At 70.4% G+C, this 23653-nt stretch carries 25 protein-coding genes and 1 tRNA gene; 10 read left to right on the top strand and 16 right to left on the bottom strand.

What is annotated here, in order from left to right; all coding sequences use genetic code 11:
* Window positions 1-58 precede the first annotated feature (58 nt).
* Window positions 59-760, bottom strand: a complete 702-nt coding sequence (phoU, locus tag ACQEWB_RS22530) for a phosphate signaling complex protein PhoU (protein WP_432843947.1) — start codon at window positions 758-760, stop codon at window positions 59-61.
* Between the two features lie 225 nt (window positions 761-985).
* Here phoU and ACQEWB_RS22525 point away from each other — a divergent pair, with 225 nt between their 5' ends.
* Both ACQEWB_RS22525 and ACQEWB_RS22520 read left to right on the top strand, forming a co-directional pair.
* Window positions 986-2245: a sensor histidine kinase gene (locus tag ACQEWB_RS22525; protein ID WP_432833772.1), complete on the top strand. Its 1260-nt coding sequence runs from the start codon at window positions 986-988 to the stop codon at window positions 2243-2245.
* Window positions 2242-2922 (top strand): response regulator transcription factor, encoded by a 681-nt coding sequence (locus tag ACQEWB_RS22520; RefSeq protein WP_015659563.1) that lies wholly within the window; start codon window positions 2242-2244, stop codon window positions 2920-2922. The genes ACQEWB_RS22525 and ACQEWB_RS22520 overlap by 4 nt, the downstream gene beginning before the upstream one ends.
* 227 nt (window positions 2923-3149) lie before the next feature.
* Here ACQEWB_RS22520 and ACQEWB_RS22515 read toward each other — a convergent pair whose 3' ends face one another.
* Window positions 3150-3803: a DUF461 domain-containing protein gene (locus ACQEWB_RS22515; RefSeq protein WP_432833770.1), complete on the bottom strand. Its 654-nt coding sequence runs from the start codon at window positions 3801-3803 to the stop codon at window positions 3150-3152.
* Between the two features lie 580 nt (window positions 3804-4383).
* Between ACQEWB_RS22515 and ACQEWB_RS22510 the strand changes: the two genes are divergently transcribed.
* The 7 genes from ACQEWB_RS22510 (at window position 4384) to ACQEWB_RS22480 (ending at window position 10815) form a co-directional block, all read left to right on the top strand.
* Window positions 4384-4866, top strand: a complete 483-nt coding sequence (locus ACQEWB_RS22510; RefSeq protein ID WP_003953493.1) for a CarD family transcriptional regulator — start codon at window positions 4384-4386, stop codon at window positions 4864-4866.
* A gap of 270 nt (window positions 4867-5136) precedes the next feature.
* On the top strand, window positions 5137-5889 hold the full coding sequence (gene ispD / locus ACQEWB_RS22505; RefSeq protein WP_432833767.1) for a 2-C-methyl-D-erythritol 4-phosphate cytidylyltransferase: 753 nt from the start codon (window positions 5137-5139) through the stop codon (window positions 5887-5889).
* On the top strand, window positions 5879-6376 hold the full coding sequence (gene ispF / locus ACQEWB_RS22500) for a 2-C-methyl-D-erythritol 2,4-cyclodiphosphate synthase (RefSeq protein WP_432833765.1): 498 nt from the start codon (window positions 5879-5881) through the stop codon (window positions 6374-6376). The genes ispD and ispF overlap by 11 nt, the downstream gene beginning before the upstream one ends.
* A gap of 49 nt (window positions 6377-6425) precedes the next feature.
* Window positions 6426-7820 carry a cysteine--tRNA ligase gene (cysS, locus tag ACQEWB_RS22495; RefSeq protein ID WP_432833763.1) on the top strand — a complete coding sequence of 465 codons (1395 nt, stop codon included), beginning with the start codon at window positions 6426-6428 and terminating at the stop codon, window positions 7818-7820.
* A gap of 98 nt (window positions 7821-7918) precedes the next feature.
* The gene (gene rlmB, locus ACQEWB_RS22490; protein ID WP_432833761.1) at window positions 7919-8860 is read left to right on the top strand and encodes a 23S rRNA (guanosine(2251)-2'-O)-methyltransferase RlmB; all 942 of its coding nucleotides are present in this window, start codon (window positions 7919-7921) and stop codon (window positions 8858-8860) included.
* Window positions 8857-9060 carry a TrmH family RNA methyltransferase gene (locus ACQEWB_RS22485; RefSeq protein WP_432843945.1) on the top strand — a complete coding sequence of 68 codons (204 nt, stop codon included), beginning with the start codon at window positions 8857-8859 and terminating at the stop codon, window positions 9058-9060. The genes rlmB and ACQEWB_RS22485 overlap by 4 nt, the downstream gene beginning before the upstream one ends.
* Window positions 9061-9177: 117 nt before the next feature.
* Window positions 9178-10815 (top strand): DoxX family membrane protein, encoded by a 1638-nt coding sequence (locus ACQEWB_RS22480; RefSeq protein WP_432833759.1) that lies wholly within the window; start codon window positions 9178-9180, stop codon window positions 10813-10815.
* Between the two features lie 146 nt (window positions 10816-10961).
* Here the strand turns inward: ACQEWB_RS22480 and ACQEWB_RS22475 are convergent, their stop codons facing one another.
* The 3 genes from ACQEWB_RS22475 to ACQEWB_RS22465 form a co-directional block, all read right to left on the bottom strand.
* Window positions 10962-11693 (bottom strand): nucleotidyltransferase family protein, encoded by a 732-nt coding sequence (locus ACQEWB_RS22475; protein WP_432833757.1) that lies wholly within the window; start codon window positions 11691-11693, stop codon window positions 10962-10964.
* Between the two features lie 123 nt (window positions 11694-11816).
* Window positions 11817-12275 carry a hypothetical protein gene (locus ACQEWB_RS22470; RefSeq protein WP_432833755.1) on the bottom strand — a complete coding sequence of 153 codons (459 nt, stop codon included), beginning with the start codon at window positions 12273-12275 and terminating at the stop codon, window positions 11817-11819.
* A 219-nt stretch (window positions 12276-12494) separates the two neighbouring features.
* Complete coding sequence (locus ACQEWB_RS22465; RefSeq protein ID WP_432833753.1) at window positions 12495-13631, bottom strand: ABC transporter ATP-binding protein; 1137 nt, start codon at window positions 13629-13631, stop codon at window positions 12495-12497.
* A 215-nt stretch (window positions 13632-13846) separates the two neighbouring features.
* Between ACQEWB_RS22465 and ACQEWB_RS22460 the strand changes: the two genes are divergently transcribed.
* A tRNA-Thr gene (locus ACQEWB_RS22460) sits at window positions 13847-13920 on the top strand.
* A 45-nt stretch (window positions 13921-13965) separates the two neighbouring features.
* Here ACQEWB_RS22460 and ACQEWB_RS22455 read toward each other — a convergent pair.
* The 11 genes from ACQEWB_RS22455 to ACQEWB_RS22405 all read right to left on the bottom strand — a co-directional run bounded on the left by ACQEWB_RS22455 (window position 13966) and on the right by ACQEWB_RS22405 (window position 23597).
* A complete protein-coding gene (locus tag ACQEWB_RS22455; protein ID WP_432833751.1) occupies window positions 13966-15363 on the bottom strand; it encodes a tyrosine-type recombinase/integrase in 1398 nt (465 codons plus the stop codon).
* A gap of 70 nt (window positions 15364-15433) precedes the next feature.
* Window positions 15434-15658 (bottom strand): helix-turn-helix domain-containing protein, encoded by a 225-nt coding sequence (locus tag ACQEWB_RS22450; protein ID WP_432833749.1) that lies wholly within the window; start codon window positions 15656-15658, stop codon window positions 15434-15436.
* Between the two features lie 174 nt (window positions 15659-15832).
* The gene (locus tag ACQEWB_RS22445) at window positions 15833-17098 is read right to left on the bottom strand and encodes a DUF3631 domain-containing protein (protein WP_432833747.1); all 1266 of its coding nucleotides are present in this window, start codon (window positions 17096-17098) and stop codon (window positions 15833-15835) included.
* Complete coding sequence (locus tag ACQEWB_RS22440; protein ID WP_432833745.1) at window positions 17095-17277, bottom strand: hypothetical protein; 183 nt, start codon at window positions 17275-17277, stop codon at window positions 17095-17097. Before ACQEWB_RS22440 ends, ACQEWB_RS22445 begins: the two co-directional genes overlap by 4 nt.
* 176 nt (window positions 17278-17453) lie before the next feature.
* Entirely contained in the window at window positions 17454-18368 is a 915-nt protein-coding gene (locus ACQEWB_RS22435; RefSeq protein ID WP_432833743.1) for a bifunctional DNA primase/polymerase, read from the bottom strand.
* 84 nt (window positions 18369-18452) lie between these two features.
* Window positions 18453-19247, bottom strand: a complete 795-nt coding sequence (locus ACQEWB_RS22430; protein ID WP_432833741.1) for a DUF7221 family queuine tRNA-ribosyltransferase-like protein — start codon at window positions 19245-19247, stop codon at window positions 18453-18455.
* A gap of 82 nt (window positions 19248-19329) precedes the next feature.
* On the bottom strand, window positions 19330-19785 hold the full coding sequence (ssb, locus tag ACQEWB_RS22425) for a single-stranded DNA-binding protein (protein WP_432833739.1): 456 nt from the start codon (window positions 19783-19785) through the stop codon (window positions 19330-19332).
* Between the two features lie 2 nt (window positions 19786-19787).
* Complete coding sequence (locus ACQEWB_RS22420; protein ID WP_432833737.1) at window positions 19788-19958, bottom strand: hypothetical protein; 171 nt, start codon at window positions 19956-19958, stop codon at window positions 19788-19790.
* 18 nt (window positions 19959-19976) lie between these two features.
* Window positions 19977-20195: a hypothetical protein gene (locus ACQEWB_RS22415; RefSeq protein ID WP_432833735.1), complete on the bottom strand. Its 219-nt coding sequence runs from the start codon at window positions 20193-20195 to the stop codon at window positions 19977-19979.
* A gap of 169 nt (window positions 20196-20364) precedes the next feature.
* Window positions 20365-22527 (bottom strand): hypothetical protein, encoded by a 2163-nt coding sequence (locus ACQEWB_RS22410; RefSeq protein WP_432833733.1) that lies wholly within the window; start codon window positions 22525-22527, stop codon window positions 20365-20367.
* The gene (locus ACQEWB_RS22405; protein ID WP_432833731.1) at window positions 22524-23597 is read right to left on the bottom strand and encodes a hypothetical protein; all 1074 of its coding nucleotides are present in this window, start codon (window positions 23595-23597) and stop codon (window positions 22524-22526) included. Before ACQEWB_RS22405 ends, ACQEWB_RS22410 begins: the two co-directional genes overlap by 4 nt.
* Window positions 23598-23653 lie beyond the last annotated feature (56 nt).

The raw sequence follows: 23653 nt of genomic DNA, 5'->3' as shown, positions 1-23653 counted from the left end.
CGCATCAACGGCGCACGGTGGCGCCCACGCGCCCCGCGGACCCGCCGGGCTCCCGGGGCTACGCCCCCTCGGTGCCCGCCACCGGCTGGATGTCCGGCTGGACGTCGGGCTGGAGGTCGTCCGCGTGCTCACCCGTCACCAGGAACACCACACGCTTGGCGACCGCCACCGCGTGGTCGGCGAACCGCTCGTAGTAGCGGCCGAGCAGCGTGACGTCCACGGCCGTCTCGATGCCGTGCTTCCAGCGGTCGTCGATCAGGTGCTGGAAGAGCGTGCGGTGCAGCAGGTCCATCTCGTCGTCGTCCGACTCCAGCTGGAGCGCGAGGTCGACGTCCTTGGTGATGATGCACTCCGCGGCCTTCGCCATCAGGCGCTGCGCCAGCTGGCCCATCTCCAGGATGGTGGCGTGCAGGTCGCGGGGGACCGCCGTGCCCGGGAAGCGCAGCCGGGCGAGCTTCGCCACGTGCTGGGCGAGGTCGCCGGAACGCTCCAGGTCGGCGGACATCCGCAGCGAGGTGACGACGATACGGAGGTCGGTCGCCACCGGCTGCTGGCGGGCCAGCAGCGCTATGGCGCGGGCCTCCAGGTCGTGGTGGAGCTCGTCGATCTTCTGGTCGGCCTCGATGACGTTCTCGGCCAGCTTCAGGTCTGCGTCGAGGATGGCCGTAGTGGCGCGCCCGATGGCCGACCCGACCAGCCGGGCCATCTCCACCAAGCTGTCACCGATCGAGTCAAGTTCCTCGTGGTACGCGTCCCGCATGTTCGGATCCCTCTCGTACGTGTTCATCGGGGGCTGCCGGGGCCGGTGCCCGCCGTGAAAACAGGCGCTTCGCACCCCACGCTCCCACGATCCGGCCGGAACGCGTCGGTTTCCGTCCCCTCAAATGAACCATCACTGGCTCCAAGGTGAACTCTGGGCGACGAGTGTTCGAGCTCGCACCTCGACGGCTGTGGGGATGTCGTACCCCCTGCTTAACCTGTTTGCATGGACGTGAACGCGGCGGTCGCCGCAGCGGCAGCGATCGCCGGGGTGCTCACCGGCGTCATCGCCATGCTGGCGTTCCGCTGGAGCGAGCGGGAGCAGAAGCGCCCGACCCGCACCTCACTGCATACGGACCCGGTGCTTCCGCCGGGTGTGGACACCGTCCTGTCCGTGCTCCGGTCGTCGGCGGTGGTCCTCGACGAGGCCGACGCCGTCGTCAAGGCCAGCTCCGCGGCGTACGCCCTGGGCCTGGTCCGCGGTGGCCGACTCTCGGTGGAGCCGATGCTGCAGATGGCGCGGGACACCAGGCGGGACGGGGAGATACGCCAGGTGGAGCTGGACCTGCCGAGGCGCGGGACCGGGCGGGGCGAGGCCCTCGCCGTGTCCGCGCGCGTGGCACCGCTCGGCTCCCGCCTTGTGCTGCTCCTGGTCGAGGACCTCACCGAGGCCCGCCGTATCGAAGCGGTACGCCGCGACTTCGTCGCGAACGTGAGCCATGAGCTGAAGACCCCGGTCGGCGCGCTCTCCCTGCTCTCCGAGGCCGTCATGGACGCCTCCGACGACCCGGAGGCCGTCGAGCGCTTCGCCGGGCGGATGCAGATAGAGGCCACGCGCCTGACCAACCTGGTGCAGGAGCTCATCGACCTCTCCCGGGTGCAGAACGACGACCCGCTGGAGGACGCCGAGCCGGTCCGGGTGGACGAGCTGGTCGCCGAAGCCATCGACCGCTGCCGCCACCAGGCGGGCGCCAAGCAGATCACCATGGCCGCCGGCGGCACCGCCGACCTGCACGTCTGGGGCAACCGCGGCCAGCTCGCCGCCGCCCTCGGCAACCTCGTCGAGAACGCCGTCAACTACTCGCCGGCCCGCACCCGGGTGGGCATAGCCGCCCGCCGGGTGACCGTGCCCGGCGGCGACTACGTGGAGGTCGCCGTGACCGACCAGGGCATCGGCATCTCCGAGAAGGACAAGGAGCGCGTCTTCGAGCGCTTCTACCGCGTCGACCCCGCTCGCTCCCGTGCCACCGGCGGCACGGGTCTGGGGCTGGCGATCGTCAAGCACGTGGCCGCCTCGCACGGCGGGGAGGTCACGGTGTGGAGCGCCGAAGGCCAGGGCTCCACGTTCACCCTGAGGCTGCCGGAGGCGGGTGCGGCCCGCGACCGCGCACTGCAGCACCCCGACCTCGACGACCTCGACGACGAGGCCGGCGAATCCAACCCCGATTCATACGAACCGCTTCCCGCCCCGGAGGTCCTTCCGTGACCCGAGTGCTTGTCGTCGAGGACGAGGAGTCCTTCTCCGACGCCCTGTCGTACATGCTCCGTAAAGAGGGTTTCGAGGTCGCCGTCGCGACCACGGGCCCCGACGGACTCGACGAGTTCGAGCGCAACGGCGCCGACCTCGTGCTCCTCGACCTGATGCTGCCGGGGCTGCCCGGCACGGAGGTCTGCCGCCAGCTGCGCGGCCGTTCCAACGTCCCAGTGATCATGGTGACCGCCAAGGACAGCGAGATCGACAAGGTCGTCGGCCTGGAAATAGGAGCCGATGACTACGTCACCAAGCCCTTCTCGTCCCGCGAACTGGTCGCCCGTATCCGGGCCGTCCTGCGCCGCCGCGGCGAGCCCGAGGAGGTCACCCCCGCCGCCCTCGAAGCAGGTCCGGTCCGCATGGACGTGGATCGCCACGTGGTCACGGTCTCCGGCTCCAAGGTCGACCTGCCCCTCAAGGAGTTCGACCTGCTGGAGATGCTCCTGCGCAACGCGGGCCGCGTACTGACCCGCATGCAGCTCATCGACCGGGTCTGGGGCGCCGACTACGTCGGCGACACCAAGACCCTCGACGTCCACGTCAAGCGCCTGCGCGCAAAGATCGAGCCGGACCCGGGCGCGCCGCGGTACCTGGTGACGGTCCGGGGGCTGGGGTACAAGTTCGAGCCGTAGGAGCGGGCCTGCGAGAGCCGACGGACGGAGTCCGGCGCAGCACTCCGAAGCCCGCGCAGCGGTGCGAGGGGTGCGTCGAAGAGGGTGTTCGAGCCGGACCCGGGCGCGCCGCGGTACCTGGTGACGGTGCGTGGTCTCGGCTACAAGTTCGAGCCGTAAACCGAAGGCGTCATACGCCGAAGGGCGGGACCTCCTCGTGAGGTCCCGCCCTTCGGCGTTACGACTGCTCAGCCGGTCGTCGCGCTCGCGGAGGCCGCGTCCGTCGGGGTGCCCGAGGTCGAGGTGGACGCCGAGTTGCTCGGGCTCGCGGAGCCCGTGGCGCCGGTCTTGCCCGGCTTCGGGGTGGCGGAGGGGGTGGCCGACGGGATCTCGCTCGGGCCCCACTTCTCGAAGTAGCTGGCGGCCGGCACCACGAAGGCGCGCAGGCTCACGTCACCCGTGCTGCTGAAGGTGAAGGTGATCTTCTGCGCGTTGCCGTCCTGCACGGCCTCACGGCTGCTCGGCAGCGCGGCGGAGGCGTTGCCCTTGCCGCCGATCACCAGCGAGCCGTGCGCCGGGACGGTCAGCGGACCGCTGCCCTTGGCCGGCTTCAGCTCGGCGGTCTTGCCGGTGCCGGGCACGGTGATGGAGTCCAGGGTCTGAGCGGTGTCCCCGTTGTTGAACAGGGTCGCGGCGATCGCGGCGGGCCCCGTCGACTCGAGGTCGGGCTGGGTGATGACCACCGCGTTCTGGACCTTGATGTCGCCGACCGTGGCGGCCGCGTTGTCCGGCTTGACCTGCAGCGTCTGGGCGTCGCTCCCGGCAGCGCACGCGGCGAGCGAGGAGATCGAGAACGCGATGGCGGAGGCGGCGAGGGCACCGCGTCGAAGGCTGCTGCTCACGGCGGCGGCAACTCCTTGACTCGAGCGTGGCGACTCGTGAAGCCGCCCTAAGTGTCTGTCAGCGGCCTTAGGTTACCGAGCCGTTCCCGCCGCGCCGCACCCGACCCTCCCCCAAGCCCCCGGCTTCCCTCAGCAGGAGGGTGACGCGGGCACTCGTCCGGCATTCACATAAGACCTTCGCGCATACATCGGGCGGCGCCGCGCAAAATTTCCGTGAAGGAATGCACGGCCCTTCCGAAAATGGATCACGCGCCCCCGCAGCCGGCCGTCGGTGATCAATTCCGGATTCGGCGCGGAAGTCACTCGGGCCATCGAACGGAGTAGCGGAAGTCGCACACCTGGAACCAGACATATGTGGACGTTCGTCCACTTGGAGGGGCCTCCGGATGTGTGTAACGTACGCGTTTCACCTCCCCCGGAGAGCCGCTCCGACCTGCGAATACCTTCCTCCACTGGGTGTGCGAAGCACGTTCGTGTTGCTGTTGTCAAGCCCCGAGATATGCCCTGACCTGCGAAAACGCCATTCAGGAACCGCAGTTTCCGTGTTACCCTGGATAGCCACGGAAGGGGTACCTGTCACATGACGTTCAAGGTTGGCGACACCGTGGTCTATCCCCATCACGGGGCCGCGCTGATCGAGGCCATCGAAACTCGCCAGATCAAAGGCGTGGACAAGACCTACTTGGTGCTGAAGGTCGCCCAGGGTGACCTGACGGTACGTGTGCCAGCGGACAATGCGGAGTTCGTCGGCGTACGTGATGTGGTCGGTCAGGACGGGCTGGACCGGGTCTTCGAGGTGCTGCGCGCGCCGTACGCCGAGGAGCCCACGAACTGGTCGCGTCGATACAAGGCAAACCTGGAGAAGCTCGCCTCCGGCGATGTCATCAAGGTCGCGGAAGTCGTCCGTGACCTGTGGCGTCGTGAGCGCGAGCGCGGACTGTCCGCGGGTGAGAAGCGGATGCTCGCCAAGGCCCGCCAGATCCTGGTGAGCGAACTCGCCCTCGCGGAGAACACGAACGAGGACAAGGCCGAGGCCCTGCTCGACGAGGTTCTCGCGTCCTGAACCACTGACGCAGGCATCCGCCCGCTCAGCACTCAGTACATCGAAATGCCGCGGTGCCCGATGACATCTCCACTGTCGCCGGGCGCTGCGGCATGTTCGTACTCGGACGCCGTACGCACGCGATCCCTCGGGGAAACCCCCGATACTTGGCGTGCCGGGCCCGGGCAGCTGGCGCGACCGGCGTCACGGAAGGGTCCGGTCGGGGCGTCGCGCCCGGCACTCTCCTGGCCATACCCACGTAGGCCGAGCACACAAACCTGACAGGAACCGATGTCTGACGATTCGCGCCCTTCGCCTTCGGAACTGCGCACAGCAGCCGTGATTCCGGCCGCCGGCCGGGGCGTACGCCTCGGTCCGGGCGCCCCCAAGGCGCTCCGTGCGCTGGGAGGCACCCCCATGCTCATCCACGCGGTGCGCGCGATGGCCGCGTCCCGCGCCGTCTCCCTGGTCGTCGTCGTGGCCCCGCCCGACGGCGCCCCCGAGGTCAAGTCGCTCCTCGACGCGCACGCGCTGCCCGAGCGGACCGACTTCCTCGTGGTCCCGGGCGGTGAGTCCCGTCAGGAGTCCGTGAAGCTCGGCCTCGACGCGCTGCCGCCCGACTACGACATCGTGCTGGTCCACGACGCCGCCCGGCCGCTCGTCCCGGTGGACACCGTGGACGCCGTGATCGAGGCGGTACGGGAGGGTGCGCCGGCCGTGGTGCCCGCGCTGCCGCTCGCGGACACCGTCAAGGAGGTCGAGCCCGCGGCGACCCCCGGCGAGCCCGAGCCCGTCGTCGCCACCCCGGTCCGCGCCCGCCTCCGCGCCGTACAGACCCCGCAGGGCTTCGACCGGGCCACGCTGGTCCGCGCCCACGAAGAGGTCACCGAGGACGTCACCGACGACGCGAGCATGGTCGAGAGGCTCGGGCACACGGTCCTGCTGGTGCCCGGCCACGAGGAGGCCTTCAAGGTCACCCGCCCGCTGGACCTCGTCCTCGCCGAGGCGGTCCTGGCCCGCAGGAGGCTGAACGATGGCTTCTGAGAGCCCGATGGTGCTGCCCCAGGTCGGCATCGGCACCGACATCCACGCCTTCGAGGAGGGCCGCGAGCTGTGGTGCGCCGGCCTGAAGTGGGAGGGCGAGGGCCCTGGCCTGGCCGGCCACTCCGACGCGGACGTCGTGGCCCACGCGGCCTGCAACGCGCTCTTCTCCGCTGCCGGGCTCGGTGACCTCGGACAGCACTTCGGCACGGGCCGCCCCGAGTGGTCCGGAGCATCCGGCGTCACGCTCCTGACGGAGGCCGCCCGCATCGTCCGCGAGGCCGGCTTCCGCATCGGCAACATCGCCGTACAGGTCGTGGGACCTCGCCCGAAGATCGGCAGGCGCCGGGACGAGGCACAGAAGCTGCTCTCCGAGGCGGCCGGGGCACCGGTGTCGGTGTCGGGGGCGACCACGGACGGGCTCGGATTCCCCGGTCGGGGAGAGGGCCTGATGGCGGTGGCGACGGCGTTGGTCGTGCGCACCGGCTAAACAAAGGGAGTGCTCCACGCACCCCGTTCCGCCCACTACCCTAGGTCTCGTGACTATTCGCCTGTACGACACCAACGCCCGGCAGATCCGTGACTTCGCCCCGCTCACCGCGGGCTGTGTCTCGATCTACCTCTGTGGTGCCACCGTGCAGGCGGCCCCGCACATCGGGCACATCCGCTCGGGCCTCAACTTCGACATCATGCGCCGCTGGTTCGAATACCGCGGCTACGACGTGACGTTCATCAGGAACGTCACGGACATCGACGACAAGATCATCGCGAAGTCGGCCGAGCAGGGCCGCCCGTGGTGGTCGATCGGGTACGAGAACGAGCGGGCGTTCAACGACGGCTACACCGCGCTCGGCTGCCTGCCCCCGACCTACGAGCCGCGTGCCACCGGGCACGTGACCGAGATGGTCGAGATGATGCAGGGCCTCATCGAGCGCGGTCACGCCTACGCGGCGGAGGGCAACGTCTACTTCGACGTGCGCTCCTTCCCGGGCTATCTGGAGCTGTCCCGGCAGGACCTCGACAAGCTGCTGCCCGCCGGCGACGGCGAGGCCGGCAAGCGGGACCCGCGCGACTTCGCCCTGTGGAAGTCAGCCAAGCCGGGTGAGCCGACCTGGGCGACCCCGTGGGGCCGCGGCCGTCCCGGCTGGCACCTGGAGTGCTCGGCGATGGCGCACAAGTACCTGGGCTCCGCCTTCGACATCCACGGCGGCGGCCTCGACCTGATCTTCCCGCACCACGAGAACGAGATCGCCCAGGCCAAGGCCTTCGGCGACGAGTTCGCGCGGTACTGGGTGCACAACGCCTGGGTGACCATGGCGGGCGACAAGATGTCGAAGTCGCTCGGCAACAGCGTGCTCGTGAGCGAGATGGTCAAGACCTGGCGGCCCATCGTGCTGCGCTACTACCTCGGCACCCCGCACTACCGCTCGATGATCGAGTACAGCGAGGACGCCCTGCGCGAGGCCGAGTCGGCGTTCGCGCGGATCGAGGGCTTCATGCAGCGCGTGGTCGAGAAGGCCGGCGCCGTCGAGCCCTCCGCCGAGGTGCCGCCCGCCTTCGCCGAGGCGATGGACGACGACCTGGGCGTGCCGCAGGCGCTGGCGATCGTGCACACCACGGTCCGCCAGGGCAACAGCGCGCTGGCCGCCGACGACAAGGAAGCCGCCGTGGCCCGCCTCGCCGAGGTGCGCGCCATGCTCGCCGTCCTCGGGCTCGACCCCCTCGACCCGCACTGGGCCGGCGAGGCCGACCGCGGCGAAGACCTGCACGGCGTCGTCGACACCCTGGTCCGCATGGTCCTCGACCAGCGCGAGGCCGCCCGCGGCCGCAAGGACTGGGCCACCGCGGACGCCATCCGCGACCAGCTCAACCAGTCCGGCCTCAGCATCGAGGACGGCCCGCAGGGCCCGCGCTGGAGCCTCGGCCCACGCTGACCCGCCCCCGGGTCACCGAAGATCGACTGTGCCGCCCGGCCTTCCGGGCGGCACACTGCATAAGACGTACGTACGGAACTCACGAAGACAGGTAGGTCATGGCCACCAACAACCGCCGCATGTCCGGCAAGAAGGGCGCGCAGGTCGGCAGTGGCGGCCAGCGGCGCAAGGGCCTGGAGGGCAAGGGTCCGACCCCGCCCGCCGAGATGCGCAAGGGCCACAAGAAGAACCGTGTCGCCAACGCCAAGGCGAAGCAGGCGGTACGGCGTCCCACGCCCCGCGGCCGCGGCGGCAAGTCCACCTCCGAACTGGTCGTCGGCCGCAACCCGGTCGTCGAGGCGCTGCGCGAGGGCGTGCCCGCCTCCACCCTCTACGTCCAGCAGTTCATCGACAACGACGAGCGCGTCCGCGAGGCCCTCCAGCTCGCCGCCGAGCGCGGCGGGATCAACCTCATGGAGGCCCCCCGCCCCGAGCTCGACCGCATGACCAACGGGCTCAACCACCAGGGCCTGGTCCTCCAGGTCCCGCCGTACGAGTACGCCCACCCCGAGGACCTGGCGAACGCCGCCTACGACGACGGCGAGGACCCCCTCATCGTCGCCCTCGACGGCGTCACCGACCCGCGCAACCTCGGCGCGGTCGTCCGCTCCGTGTCGGCCTTCGGCGGCCACGGCGTCGTCGTGCCCGAGCGGCGCGCGGCCGGCATGACCGCCGGTGCCTGGAAGACGTCCGCCGGCACCGCCGCCCGTACGCCCGTCGCCCGCGCCACGAACCTGACCCGTGCCCTGGAGGCGTACCAGAAGGCGGGCATCGTGGTCGTCGGCCTCGCCGCCGACGGCGAGCACGAGATCGGCGACCTGGAGGCCCTGGGCGGCCCGGTCGTCATCGTGGTCGGCAGCGAGGGCAAGGGCCTGTCCCGCCTGGTCGGCGAGACCTGCGACTACCGGGTCCGGATCCCGATGCCGGGCGGGGCGGAGTCGCTGAACGCCGGTGTGGCGGCCGGGATCGTCCTGTATGAGGCGGCTCGACGGCGGGCCTGAGAGCCATCGGCGTAGGCAGGCGGAGCCCGCCGGTCGGAGGCCGGCGCAGCCGCTCGAAGCGCGGAGCGTGCGAGAGCGGCGGTCAAGAGGGGTCCTGCGACTACCGGGTCCGGATCCCGATGCCGGGCGGCGCCGAGTCGCTCAACGCCGGTGTGGCGGCGGGGATCGTGCTCTACGAGGCGGCGCGCCGACGGGGCTGAACACGCGTGCCCATCCTCACTCGTACGGGTCAATCCGGGTGTCCCGGACAAGCTTGACGGGGTCCGGACACATCCGGCAGGTCAAAGCAGTGTCTTAAACACACGTCACTCGGTTAGATGAGTGTGGACACCAGAACACCCCGCACACCCACGGGCGGCCGCTCGCCGGGATTCAACCCCGGATTCGGTTCCGGATTCGACTCCGGGCTCGACGACGCTCCCGCGCTGAGCATGGTGAAGGTGCCGAGCGATCCGGCGCAGGTCATCGTCAATCATGCGAGCTTCCGCGTGCAGCTCGGCGCGTCGACGCGTGCCCGGTCGCCGCGGATCGCACGGAACCTGACCGCCACCGAGGATCCCGGCCGGATGCCCGCAGCGGGCGCCGCCCGCCGCCGGCCCGTCGTGTGGAGCGGCAAGTCCGCGCCCGACGACACCGGCGCCCACCGCCTGCTCCAGGCCGTGCGCGGCGGCAGCGTCCGGCACGGCGAGGACCCGTCCGCCGACGCCGGAGCCACCCAGGTCATCCCGCGCGTCGAGGTCGCCGGCGGCAGCTACGACGAGATCTACGACGAGCTGGACCAGACCGTCGAGACCCCGGTCGTCGGCGCCCAGCGCACCCACGACGGCACCCGCCTCCTCCCGAACATGCGCACCGTCGGCAGCGCCTACGACGAGGAACAGGCCTACGGCGCCGAGGAGTTCGAGGACTTCGACGCGGACGGGCAGGACGGCGAGGGCCGGACCGCCAGGCGGCACGGCGAGGACCCGGCCCGGCACGCCTACTACCCCGGCCGCCGGATGAACCTCGGCGTCGTCCTGCTCCCGCTGCGCATCTTCCTCGGCTTCATCTCCATCTACGCCGGCATGGGCAAGCTCTGCGACCCCGTCTACTTCGACGGCGGCAAGCGCGGCTCCATGGTCAAGTGGCTCAACACCCTGCACCCGTGGGAAGTCGCCGAGCCACTGCGCCAGTTCGCCCTGCACCACCCCGTCGGCTCCGGTCTCGTCATCGCCTTCGCGCAGGTCGTCGTCGGCGTCCTCACGGTCCTCGGCTGCTGGCAGCGGGTCGCCGCCGTCTTCGGCGCGCTGCTCTCCGCCGCGCTCATCGTCACCGTCAGCTGGAAGACCGTCCCCGCCTACGACGCCCCCGACATCATCTACCTCGCCGCCTGGTCCCCGCTGATCATCGCCGGCGCCCCCGTCTACTCCGTGGACGGCCGCCTCGCGGGCAGCGCCTGGCGTCGGCTCGGACCCCGCGCCGACATCTGGGACCTGCGCAGCTACGTGCTGCGCCGCGGCGCCCTCATCACGGCCATCGTCACCGGCCTCACCCTCCTCATCGGCTCGCTGCTCGGCGGCGCCGTCCGCGACGCGGACCGCGTGGTCGTGCCCGGGCCCGGCGAGGCCCCGCGCAACGAACTCCCCGGCTCCCCGCTCCCGCAGGAGCCCGGCAAGCGCCACAAGGCGTCCCCGTCCGCCGCCGACTCGCCCACCCAGGGCGCCACCGCCGGCGCCTCGCCGTCCGGCGCGGCGACCACCCCGGGCGCGGCCACGGCGACCGGCGGCGCCCCCAGCCAGACGCAGGGCAGCGCGGGCCAGGCCCCGCCGCAGCAGTCCTCCCCGGCCGGCGGCGCCCCCAGCACCACCTCGGGCCCCACGTCCGGCGGCTCCACGGGAGGCACCGGCTCGACAGGCGGCACCGGCTCCGGAGGCTCCTCCGGCCAACCGGGCCTGGTGGGCGGCCTGTTGGGGTAACCAAGCCGGTGGGCGACATTCTGGGCAAGCCCACCGGCTGAGAGACGTACGGCCCATACGAAGGGGTCCCGCACAGTCGATGTGCGGGACCCCTTGGTCGTACGGGAAAGTCGTACGGGAAAAGGTCTTCGGTGCCGGAACGGCTCTCAGCGTCCCAGGGCCGCCAGTTCCTTCGCGGCCTCCGTCAGGTCCTTCGCCGTGTCGATGGCCCGCCAGTAGGCCCCCTGGGGCAGCGGGAAGCCCGCCAGGCGGCGTTCCCGGGCCAGGTGGGGGAAGGTGGTGCGCTCGTGGTCACCGCGCTCGGGGAGCAGACCGGCGAACTCGGGCGAGAAGACGTACACGCCCGCGTTGATCTCGAAGGGCGACGGCGGTGCCTCGATGAAGTCGGTGATGTGCCCGAAGCCGTCCGTCTTGACGGCGCCCCAGGGGATCCGCGGACGCGCCAGGGCGAGTGTCGCCACCGCGTCCCGCTCCGTGTGGAAGTCGGCCATGTCCCGCAGCGAGAAGCGGGTCCAGATGTCGCCGTTGGTGGCGTACCAGGGCTTGTCGGGGTGGGGGAGGTGCGAGGCCGCGTACTTGAGGCCGCCACCGCGGCCCAGCGGCTCGGTCTCCACGACCGTCGTGACCCCCAACGGCAGGTCCGCCGACTTCAGCCAGTCCTGGAGCACCTCGGCGAGATGCCCGCAGCTGACCACCACGTCCGTCACACCCTCCTCGGCCAGCCAGGCGAGCTGGTGGCCGATGATCGGCGTCCCCGTGCCGGGGATCTCGACCATCGGCTTGGGGCGGTCGTCGGTGTACGGGCGCAGCCGCGAGCCCTGGCCCCCGGCCAGGACGACGGCTTGAACGGGGCGGGATGCGGCGTTCGGATCGGTCATGACCCGAACTGTACGGCGCGTCCTGTGCGCCACCGGATCCGGCAACCGATCCTTAATCAGCCGTTACCCTCCTCCGACCCCGGCCGAATCCGGGCCGGGTCGAAGGAGGGCGGGTGGGTGCTCTCAGCTGTGCGCCGCGGCGACGCCCGAGGCGAAGGCCGTGTCGCAGACGGGACGGGCGTACGACTGTGCCTTGGACGGCCCGTAGACCCGGACCGCGGCGCGGCCCAGGGCGCGGGCGATGGACGCGCAGTGCCCGGCGAGCGACGGCCGCTCGGCCACGGCCTGCTGGAGGTGCGTGAGGACGACGCCGGGGTCGTCCTCCTGGAGCTCGGACAGCAGCTGGTCGCGCAGCACGTCCTGCGGTGCGCGGTGGACCGCCGTGGCGGCGCCCTTGGCGTCGTCGATCGCGTCGGAGGCGGTGAGCACCGAGCCGGACGGGTTTCCCGTCCAGTTGACCCGGGTGACCGCGAGGGTCCCGGAGAGCACCAGGACGACGGGCAGGACGAGGGCGAGGGTGCGGCCGATCCGGCGGGCGGGGCCCCGGCCGCGTCGCGTCTGTTGGTTAGTGGAGTGCTTCACGCGAGTGAGGGTAGCGCCCGGTAATGATTTGGCGACATTTAGTCACCGGTTCGGGGGATGAACTGGTGCCTCTTCTGGGGTACCGCGTTGACGTACAACGCTCGAAATGACCGGTCTGCCGGGGTATTTGTCGACAACGAAAAGGGCCCCGCGGCAGGTTGCGGGGCCCTTCTCGTCAACCTGGGTGAATTCACCCGGGTTGGTGGCTTTGTGCTGACGTCAGTCGGTGAGGCGCTCGCCGGTGGAGGTCGAGAACACGTGGGTCTCGCCCGGCCGCGGCACCACGTGCAGCGTGGAGCCCTTCTCCGGGACCCGGCGGCCCTCGACGCGGACGACGAGGTCCTTGGTCTCGCCGCCGACCTCGGCGGTGCCGTAGACGTAGCCGTCGGCGCCGAGCTCCTCGACGACGTTCACCGAGACCGCGAGACCGGCCGGCTTGTCCTCGGTGTCCTTCGTCAGGGACGAGGCGGCGCCGCCGTTCTCCTCGACGATGTCGAAGTGCTCCGGGCGGACACCGACGGTGACCGTCTTGTCGCCCTTGTCCGTCGCGGTCTTCAGGGCCTCGCGGTTGACCGGGACGACGCTGTTGCCGAACTTCACGCCGCCGTCGGTGATCGGGACCTCGACCAGGTTCATGGCCGGGGAGCCGATGAAGCCGGCGACGAAGAGGTTGGCGGGCCGGTCGTACATGTTGCGCGGTGAGTCGACCTGCTGGAGCAGACCGTCCTTGAGGACGGCGACCCGGTCGCCCATCGTCATGGCCTCGACCTGGTCGTGGGTGACGTAGACGGTGGTGATGCCGAGACGGCGCTGAAGCGAGGCGATCTGCGTACGCGTGGACACACGGAGCTTGGCGTCCAGGTTGGACAGCGGCTCGTCCATGAGGAAGACCTGCGGCTCACGCACGATGGCGCGACCCATGGCGACACGCTGGCGCTGACCGCCGGAGAGCGCCTTCGGCTTGCGGTCCAGGTACTCGGTGAGGTCGAGGATCTTGGCGGCCTCTTCGACCTTCTTGCGGATCTCCGCCTTGTTGACGCCGGCGATCTTGAGGGCGAAGCCCATGTTGTCGGCGACGGTCATGTGCGGGTACAGCGCGTAGTTCTGGAACACCATGGCGATGTCCCGGTCCTTCGGCGGCAGGTGCGTGACGTCGCGCTCACCGATGCGGATGGCGCCGGCGTTCACGTCCTCGAGCCCCGCGAGCATGCGGAGCGAGGTGGACTTGCCGCAGCCGGACGGACCGACGAGGACGAGGAACTCGCCGTCCCCGACCTCGATCTCCAGACCGTCGACGGCGGGCTTCTCGGTGCCCGGGTAGATCCGGGTCGCCTTGTCGAACGAAACAGTGGCCATGGTGAAGGGCCCCCTTCTACCGGCAGGAACGTGCCGGACGATCCGTTGTAGGAAGGTGGTTGGTGTAGTCCACATGAGCGAACTGGGTCAGGACGGTACCTGGCGTTTCCCGGTCTGTCAGTACCTCACGGCATGTGAACTTCGCGGAAATTTTCGACAGGGTGTCCCCGGGGCCTGGGTACACTGCACGGGCACGCCGCCGCGCGCGCGTGCAGGCCTCCTTAGCTCAGATGGCCAGAGCAACGCACTTGTAATGCGTAGGTCGTCGGTTCGAATCCGACAGGGGGCTCCGCTACACCCCAGGCCAGAGACTATCTGACCTGGGGTTTTCTGCTTAGCGGAGTCGGCGACGCCGACGGCGGCGGGCCGTGCGGCTGTCGGTGGTCTCACTCTTGGTCTCAGTCGGGGGTTCCGGCTGAGGTTCCGGGCCGGGCATGAAGGCGTCTCCCATGCGGCGCATGGCGTCCTTCGAGAGGTGGGATCTGCCCTTGACGTACCGCCGGGTCTGGCTGATCTGGGTGTGGCGAAGGATCTCCATGATCGTGGGCATGTCCACCCCGAGCTCGTTCAGGATCGTGCCGGCCGTATGACGGCTGCCGTCGTACAGGCGCCGGTCGTCGATCCCGGCTTCCGCGAGCAGCTCCTTGAACTCCTGCCAGTCCTGGCGCGGGTCGAGGGGGCGACCGTCGGGGCGGGTGAAGACCAGCTTGTGTTCCTCCCAGGCGTCTCCTGCCTCGGCACGCACTTCCTGCTGCTGCGCCTGGTGCTCGCGCAGGTAGGGGATGAACGGCGGCGGGATCGGTACCGCGTTGCGGCTCTTCTTGGTCTTGGGACGGGTGAAGACCAGTCCGCCGCCCTTTCGGTCCGGGCACGCACGGGCGTGGCTCGTACAGCCCTGGGGGCAGGGCTTTGGGCAGCCCCGCTTGTAGCTCTTGTGCCTCTTGCAGTCGGGTGGGCAAGGCTCGAACCGGTGACGCTTGGCGCCGCACGCGTGCGGGTCCTTGCAGCCGTGCCGCCAGGTGAGGCGCTGGAGCTGCCAGTGCGGGTGGAACAGTTCGTTGTCGAGGTCGACGTACGGCCACCGCAGACCGAGCGTCTCGCCCTGGCGGAAGCCCATGCCGACGCCGACGCACCACCGCATGAAGGTGGGGCGCTTGGCGGCGGCTTCCAGGAACGCCTTGGCTTCCTCCGTCGTGAACGGGTTCGCCTCGGTCTCGTCGACCGAAGGCGGGTCCACGAGGGTGGCCACGTTCTCCACGATGAGGCGGCGGCGGTGGGCGATTTTCAGGGCGCGCGACAGGATGCGGTGCACCTTGAGCACGTGGGAGGGCGCGTGTCCCTCATCGAGCATGACGCGGTACATCCGCTCCAAGTGCTCCGGCTGAAGCTTGTCGAGGCGGTGCTTGCCGATGCCGGGGACGATGTCGTTCCTGGTCTTGGACCAGTAGTCGTCCAGCGAGCGCGGCTTGAGCTTCAGGGACGCGATGTCCGTGAGGTAGGTGGTCATCCACTGCTCAACGGTCGGCTTGCGGCCGGCCTTGGGCGCGCGTCCCTTGTCGCGGAGTTCCTCCAACTCGCGGACCTTGCGCTTGATTTCCGCCTCGGTCCGCGCCCGGCGGTGGCGCCGGTCGGGGCTGCCGTCGTCCTTGACGCCCATGGTGACGCGACCGTGCCACCAGCCGTCGCTACCGAGATAGATGGACGACTCCATGTTCGGGTTTCTGGTACCCATGCACTCCTCCATGCAGGGGAGGCCCCCGGACACAGGTCCGGGGGCCTCCCCAATTGCGCTTGTGCTTCGGTCAGTTGGCGACGGGTTCGAGGCCGTTCACGTAGGCCTCAAGGTCGGCGCGGCGTATGCGACGCGAGCGTCCGCGCTTGACGTACTTCAGGACCCCTTCGGCCATCAGCTCGTAGACGGTGGAGCGGCCGAAGCTCAGCACCTCGGCGGCTTCCTCGGGGGTGTAGAGGAGCCGCGTGAGGGGAATTCCGAGGGACTTGCTCAGGTCGGCAATGGCGTCACTCATCCGAGATGTCTCCTCGCTCGGGGTGCGGTCGGTTCTCGGGCCTTCTGGGAATCCGCAACATCCGCCACGCCGCAACATCGCTGGTCAGCGGCTTGGATTTGTGGCGGATGCCGGTTGTGTTGCGGATCGGTGCCGCCGCGCGGGGCGCGCGGCGGCACGGTGGGTTACTGCTGGTCAGCCCGCGATGCGGAGTTGGCGCGTGTCGGTTTCCGCGGACGTGTGGCGGCTTGCGGAAGGGGTATCCGCCACAGATTCACCCTCGTTGACCTGCGGTGTTGCGGACGTTGCGGATGTTGCGGATTTCTCGGGGGGCGGGGGGCAGTAGCGGTTCCAGGCGTCGCTGAGGTCTTCCGCGTAGTAGCCCTTGGGGGTGCCGCTTCCTACCCGGATACCGCGGGGCTTGATGGGGGTGTTGTCGGGGCGCACGTACTGGCTCAGGAGTCTGGACAGGGCGCGCGCGGTGAGCGGCTTGATGTTCTGTCCGTCCTCGCTCATGTCGGCCCACGGGGCGTCGTCGAGTCCGAGCAGGACTTCCAGGATGGCGGCGGTGGGCATGCGGTCGGCGCCGCAGTACACGCGGTCACGCAGGTCGGTCAGCAGTCGCACTCCCAGCGATGCCTCGCCGCCCTGGGATGCGGCCTTGATGAGCACGACGCAGGCGGCGCGGGCGCGTTCGGGCCAGTGCCCGCCGGCCGCGTCGGCGACCGCCAGGAGCGGTTCCCATACGTCGGCGGGCCGGTCGGAGACCCCGTCGGGCATCTCGGGCCAGGCCGCGGCGACGTCGTCCTTGATGGTGTCGGCCCACTTGGCGAGCCGGTCGCGCAGGGCGTGGCCCTGCTTCTCGTGGACGCGGCGCCGGTAGGGCTCGGCGTGCTCGTTGGGGGCCTTCTTGCGCATGCGGATGATGACCGAGCGGGTCAGGATCGTGTCCGGCAGGGAGCCGAGTCCGGCCATGGCGACCGCGCAGAACGAGGAGAACCACTCCGTGTTCTGGTTCGAGCCGTCGCCGACGCAGCGCAGGGACTTGGCGCCGCGCCGGTAGCCGGAGTTGAGGAACCCGCGGACCTCTTCGTTGCCGCCGGCCTTGGGCCCGAACACGGTGTCGATCTCGTCGAACAGCACCGTCGGTGTCCCGCCTCCTGCCTCTACCAGCCGGAACAGGGCGTTGGCGGACGCGTTGACGATGGTGGCCGCGTGAGGTGTCAGCGTCTCCACGATTTCCAGCGCGCGGGACTTGCCCGATCCGGGTTCCGGGGACAGGAAGGCCAGACGGGCGGTGCCGTCGAAGGAGTCGATCAGGTGGGCGTGCGCGTCCCACAGGGTGACGGCGACGTAGGCGGCTTCGGTGGGGAAGATGTTGAAGCGGCGGTGGAACGCTTCGACCTCATCGAGCAGGGCCGCGCCGTCGATGGACGGTGCGGGCGGCTTGGCGCTGGTCATGCGGCGTTCCTCCTTTCCTGGGTGGTGCGGAGCGGGCATTCGTCGCGGTGGGTTTCGTGGTCGGCGATCAGCGCGTGGACCTTGCGGTGGCCGACGGCGCTGCGGTCTCTGCCGCACAGGCACGTCGACGTGGCGGTCGGGGTGGTGCCGCGCGGTGCGCAGATGGTGAGCCAGGCCACGGGGAAGCGCCCGTCACCGGTGGGCGGGGCACTGGGGTGCTGGCCGGGGGGAAGGGATGAAAGGACGGCCTGGCGGCCGTCGTCCTTCGTGCCACGGCCACCGTCGGGGATGGCCGCAGTCAGGCGCGGACGGTCCGGTGTGGGCGGGTGAGGCTTTTCAGGCACGGGGCGGAGGCTCACGCGGCCTCCCTCGGTCGGCACGTGCGGATGGACCAGTCCAGGGCGCTGCGGATGGTGGTGCGGCACTCGGCCGGTGGCAGTCCGGCCGTCTCGCCGGCCGCCTGAAAAGCCTCCTCGACCGCGTCTCGGGTGATCTCGCCCCAGGCGACGAACCGTCCAAGGGAGCGGGCGCCCGCCAAGAGCCGGTTGTTCCGGCCGCCCTCCGAGGTGGTGCGGACGGCGGCCGTCTCGCGTTCCAGGGCCGCCGTGGCGCGGCGGGTGGCCTGGCCCGGGATGAGCAACGGGGCGGGCACAGTAGCGGGCTTGGGGGTGGTCTGGAGACGCTGCGACAGCCACCCAGGCAGGACGACAACCGGGTGGTCGTCACTGACCTCGTAGACGCCCTGTGGGGTGGTGCTGCCCGCGGCGACGATGTTGCCGCCCCATGCGCGGGTGTCGACGTTGGGCGCCACGGTGCGGGCGGTGCAGGGCAGTCGGATGCCGGGTGGGGTGGTGAAGTACAGGTGCATGCCGCCGGAGGGCGTCCGCACCGTGTAGGTGGCGGGCCAGGGCTGTCCGGCGCGCTCGCAGAGCGCCAGGAAGGTCGTCGCGCCGTCAGGCGCGTCCGAACTGCCCTTCCCGTTCTTGTCCTTGGGCACGTCGAGGTCGACGACGACCAGGTGGGAGGGGCCGGTGGCGATGCCCACGTTGAACGCGTCCACCGACCATGCCTCGCGGATGCGGTCGGGGTCGGTGGTGGCGCGCTGTTCCCACTTCACGTGCCCGTCGGCGCAGCCGTCCGTGCGCAGGCAGCGGCGTTCGCCGTGCAGAGCGGATGCCTTGCCGCCGGGCACGAGCGGGTGGACGCGCCAGTCCCGCGCAGCGGCGTTCAGCGCTGCCGTCAGCAGCGCGGCGGGGTTGGGTTGGGGCATGCTGGAGGTTCTCCTGTTCTGTGGTCAGGACAAGGGAGCCGGGGCGGCCACGGACTTTGGCGAGACGGTGGCCGCTCCGGGCGATCAGGCCGCGTCCAGGGCGGGTTGCTGCCAGGTGGGCAGCGCACCCAGGACGCGGGAGCGCCAGCGCAGCGCGTAGGGCAGGCAGTTGGCGCAGTTCTTGTGCGTGTGCCCGGGCAGGGGCGGCCGGTAGCGAGCGTGGGAGCTCCAGGCCGCGGAGTCGGAGGACGCCAGCAGATGCCCGACGCGGGCCAGACCGAGGGTCTTGAAACCGAAGCCGTGCAGCTTGAAGCCGTGTGCGGCCATGGCGGTGACGATCGCGGCGCCCTTGCGGGTGGACTGCAACCGGCACACCGAGCCGAGACCGACGATGGGTTCCGCTCGCAGGTCGACGCCGGCCTTCTCGTACAGCTCAACGCACCACTCGTAGTCGTCGACTTCACGGCCCTGAAGGACGGGTGCGATGCGCAAATCGGGGGCGAGGGAGCGCAGTTCGAGGAAGTTGTTCACCGTGCGGCGTTGGTGCTCTTGCACGCTGAGGTGGGTGCCGACGAAGTACTGCCCGCCGAACCAACCGCCCTCGATGATGGCTTCCTCGCACATCCAGTCCTGTGGGGCTGCCCAGTCGTAGGGGCCGACGTGCTCCCAGATGCGGCGCAGGTCCTGCACGTACTGGCGGGGCGGGCGGGTCCAGGTTCCTTTGTCTTTGAGCTCCATGAAGCCGCCGGAGTCGACCGCGTACGGACCGAGCGCCGGGTAGAGCTTGGCCGCTGCGACGAAGTGCTCGGACTTCAGGAACAGCGGCACGTCGGTGAGCTTGATCCAGTGCCGTTTGTGGGTGGTCAGGTAGAACAGCAACGGCTCTCCTGTTTCTGTGGTCAGGACAAGGGAGCCGGGGCGGCCACGGACTTAGGCGAGACGATGGCCGCCCCGGGCCGACCTAGAACGGGGGCTCGTTGCCCGCTTCGGGCCGGTTGTCCCCGGTGTTCCACGGGTCGCCGGACCCGGCGGCGCCGCTGTTGCCGCCCGCGCGCTTGGCGTTGATCGTGACGGTGGTGAAGCGCAGAGAGGCGCCGATCTCGTCGACCTCGACAGCGAGCATGGAGCGGTTGTCGCCCTCGGGGGTCTGCCAGTCGTGCTGGCGGATCCGGCCGGACAGCACCACCCGCGAGCCCTTGCCGAGGGATTCCGCGACGTGTTCGGCCAGCGCGCGCCAGGCGGCGCAGCGGAAGAAGGTGGACGTGCCGTCCTTCCACTGGTTGGCCTCGCGGTCGAAGGCGCGCGGGGTGGAAGCGACGGTGAACTTGGCCAGGGCTTGGCCGGAGGCGGTGAACTTCAGTTCCGGGTCGGCGGTCAGGTTGCCGATGATGGTGATGGGGGTCTGTCCGAAGGACATGGTCACTCGCTTTCGTGGGTGGCGGTGCGGTGGTCGGCGGTGAAGTAGAGGCGGGTGTGCTTGCCGTCGCGGGTGGGGTACTGACGTGCGGGGCCGGTGTCGAACGCGGCGGCCAGGGTCTGGCTGACGCGGTCGGCCTCGGTCGGCTCGCAGATGACGCGGATCTCGAACATGAGCCTCCTTTGTGCAGGTCAGCGCTTTGAGCTGAAGAGTTTGAGGGTGATTCCGCCGACGCCGATGGGTCCGGCGGCTCCGGCTATGACGGTGGCGGTGTGGGCGACGGCGCTCAGCAGCCAGACCAGGGCGGCGACCAGTCCCCAGACGCCGACGACGAACGCGCCGACGATGGCGAACGGGTACAGCAAGCGCCGCCAGGGGAAGCCGCTGCCGCCGGTGCTGAAGTGCATCATCGGGATCTCCTTTGCTCTCGGGGGGGGCGGTGCGGGACGGCCGGGCGGCCTGTTCAGTCCTCGCTCGTCGCGCCGGGCGGTGGGCGAGGGCTGGACGGAGCGTCCGGGAGCGAGCACGCGTGAGGGCCCGCACCCTTCGGGGGTGCAGGCCCTCAGCGGCGGGCGGGTGTCAGAGGTCGGAGGGGAGTTTCTCGCCGCTCTCTGCGTCGTAGGCGATGCCGGTCGGGGACAGCCGGATCGTCTGGGAAACGGCCCGGGAGCCTTCCTTCCAGGTGCGTCCGCCGATTGCCACGTGGACCGTGACGTCGGCGAGGGGATCGGTCACCGGGAGCTTGATTTCCGGGGTCTTGGGGAACCAGCGGTCGTTTCCCAGAGTGCTTTGGGCGCTCTCGCCTGCCCCGTCGATCCGCAGGTACTTGGCGTTTTTGTCGAAGTAGGAGCGCAGTTCGACGATGACGTTGTCCCGGTCGGTCGTCCAGTGCGCCACGACGTCGGCCTTGACGCCATCGAGGGTGAGCGCTGCGCCCGAGCGGCCCTTGTAGGCGGCGGCTTTCTGCTGGCGTTCCTGCGTGTGGTGTTCGTTCTGGCCGTTCTGCCACACACCGACGGCTGCGATGGACAGGGTGGCGACGGCGGCGACGTAGGGCCAGGTCCGCCGACGCGTCCGGGCCGGTTGTTCGTCGTCCGGTGTCGGGTCGGGGGCAGGCTGCGGGGGAACGCTGTGCCAGGTCGGGGACGTGCTGTCGTTCTTCTCGAACCACTCAGCGTCGTTGCCCATGCGGGCGACGGTAGCGCGCAGCTGCACCGCCTGTCCGTGCTCCCCGCGCAGATCCGCCACTTGTGCCCGGGTCTCCAACCAGGCGAGCGCCTGAGTGGAGTTGAGGCCGTGGGCGGTGATGTCCTCGCGCTCGTAGACGGCTGCCAGTTCCGCGGCTTCGCCGAACCGGCCCTCGATCGCGGCTTGGAGGACGCGCTCGTGCCGGGCGAGGTCGAAGCGCTCCGGCCCGATGACGTTGGGCGGCAGCGCCTCCCAGTCCCACGTGCCGTCGTCCGTCGTGAAGTCGGCGTGCAGGTCCTCGATCGGGTCGACCACGGCGCCGGTGTCCTCGCCCGCCTCCATGACGAGCTCGGTCGCCCTGGTGGTGTCCTGTTCGACGGTGAGGGTCTGCTGTGCCAGGCGGCGTCGTGCCGAGGTGTCGGTGAGCGCTGCTTCGTCCTCGCTGAGGACGGTCTGGATGATGTCGGCGTAGTCCGGGCCGACCTTCCACACCGCCTGGCCCGGATCCAGGGTGGGGATCTTCTCGACTGCCCAGGCGGGCAGTCCGAGCAGCGCGCCCACGGCGGCGGCTTCTTCGGGACCCAGGCGTCCGACGTGGGCGATCTCGCACAGCCGGGCCAGGTCGCGGGCCTTGCCTTCCCCGAGGTCGGACAGGGTGTGCATGAGCACGTCCAGCGACAGCCCCGCCTTCCGGCTGTTCTTCAGTAGCCGCTGGATCAGCTCGGAGGTGGCCGGTGACAGCAGGATCTGCCACGCCTCCTCCAGCACCAGGTGCTTGTGCACGGCGGTGGACTGGCGCAGCCACACGTGCTCTGCCCAGCAGCTGACCGCGGCCATCAGGGAGGGGATCGCCGGGGAGTTGCGATCCAGGTGGGAGAAGTCGAAGGAGATGATCGGCAGGTCCGTCTCGGGCAGGCTCGCTTCGGGGCCGTCGAACAGGCCGCGCAGGGATCCTTCGGTGTAGCGGGAGAGGCCGATCGCGGCGCCCTCGCCCCACTCGGTCAGCTTGGCGGCCGGCCAGCGGCCGTTTTCCGGGCTGATCAGGGCGTCGACCAGGCCGTTGAGCGAGGTGGCCTTGGGGTGGTTGAGGGCGTGTTGCAGGGCGTGGGTGGCCTGGTGGGTGAGCGCTCCGGGCTCCACGGCCAGGATCAGCGAGCGCACGAGCTGTTCGCGGACCTCGGGCGGGAAGAGGGTGCTGACCGGGTTGAGGGTGAAGGTGCCGGCCTCGATGACCCGGCCGCCCAGCGAGCGCGCGAGCGGCGCCCACTCGCCGGTGTTGTCCTCGCCGAAGGAGTCGATGACGACGGCCTGGTGGCCGTTCTCCAGGATCTCGCGGCGGATTCGCTTCTTCGCCGTCGTCGACTTGCCGGAGCCGAGACCGCCCAGCGCGAGCGAGTTGGTCGAAGGCAGGAGTGCGGCGGAGGTCTGGACGGGCGAGAGGTGGAAGGCGCGTCCGTCCAGCAGGGAGCGGCCGATCGGGATGCCGGGGAAGCGGGTGTTGGAGGCGACCAGCGGGGCGGTGATCGCGGCGTGGGTGGTGGGCAGTCGGATCACAGGATGGCTCCTTTCCGGGTGGAGGCTCCGTGCGGGGTGGTCATCACGTGCGCGCGGTGCTGCTGGCCGGGCAGCCAGTCGAGGCGGATGCGGTGCCGGTCGGCAGCAAGGGAGGCCTGCCAGCGCGCTTCCGTGACGCTCTCGGGGCTGTCGCCGAAGACGGTGAGGTAGGCGTCCAGGTCCACGAGGGTGGCTCCGTGGACGAGTGCGCCGTGGGTGGTGCCGCTGGCGATGTCCTGGGTGTCGGCTTTCACCTTGTCGGCGGTGAAGGCTTCGGAGGCGGCGCGCTGCCACTTCGCCGACCGGCGCGACAGACCCGTGGGCAGCGGCCGGTACAGGACGGCGAGGGAGCGGTCGGGGCCGGGTCCGAGCAGGAGTCGGGGCATGAGGTCGCCGTCCGTCTCCTCCGGCCACGAGGTGATCCGGGCGGTCGCCGCGTACCGGCCGTCGTCCAGCCCCGCCCACCCCGGGCCGCGTTTGCTCACGGCGGGCAGCGGCTTCGGCTCGATGGGGGTCAGTGCTCCGAGTCTGGCGAACTCGGCTTGAAGGCTGTCGAGGATCCGGGTGGGGTGGGCGATCAGTCCTTTGGGGACGTGGACGGTGATGGTCTGGGTGTGGTCGGTGTAGTCGCCGGTGGTGGTGTGGTGGGTGACGTGGACCTGGACGCCCGCGGTGCGGGCCTGCTCGCCGGCGAAGGTGAGGGCGCGGGCGAACGCGTCGTGGAAGCCCGCCCGGCGGTGCGGGTCCTGCATGGTGCCGTGGTCCGGGTACAGCGCCCACGTCGTGGTCGCGCCCGGGTGGGCGGCGATCGCGTCGGGTGCGCTGCGCTCACGGACATGTCGGTAGCCGACGGCCGTCCAGCGGGCGAGGGAGCGTGGTCCGGGGGCGAGGTTGAGGACGGCGGCGGTGGCGCCGACGGCGGCGAACGTCCAGGCCGGGGGTGGGGTGATCATCGCGGACATGAGGGCGGCGCTCCCGAGCCCGGCGTTCACCTTGGTCAGCAGGGCTTCGGCGCGGCTGAGGCCGCGCTGCACGGCGGGGATGCGGTAGCCGGGGGTCAGGGAGTACACGGGAAACAACCTCCAGAAGTCGGAAACGGCCTGGCCCCGGCGCTTTCTCCTGCCGC

The organism is Streptomyces sp. CA-249302, assembly GCF_050936785.1.
GTDB lineage: Bacteria > Actinomycetota > Actinomycetes > Streptomycetales > Streptomycetaceae > Streptomyces.
This window is presented reverse-complemented; position numbering and strand designations above follow the sequence as displayed.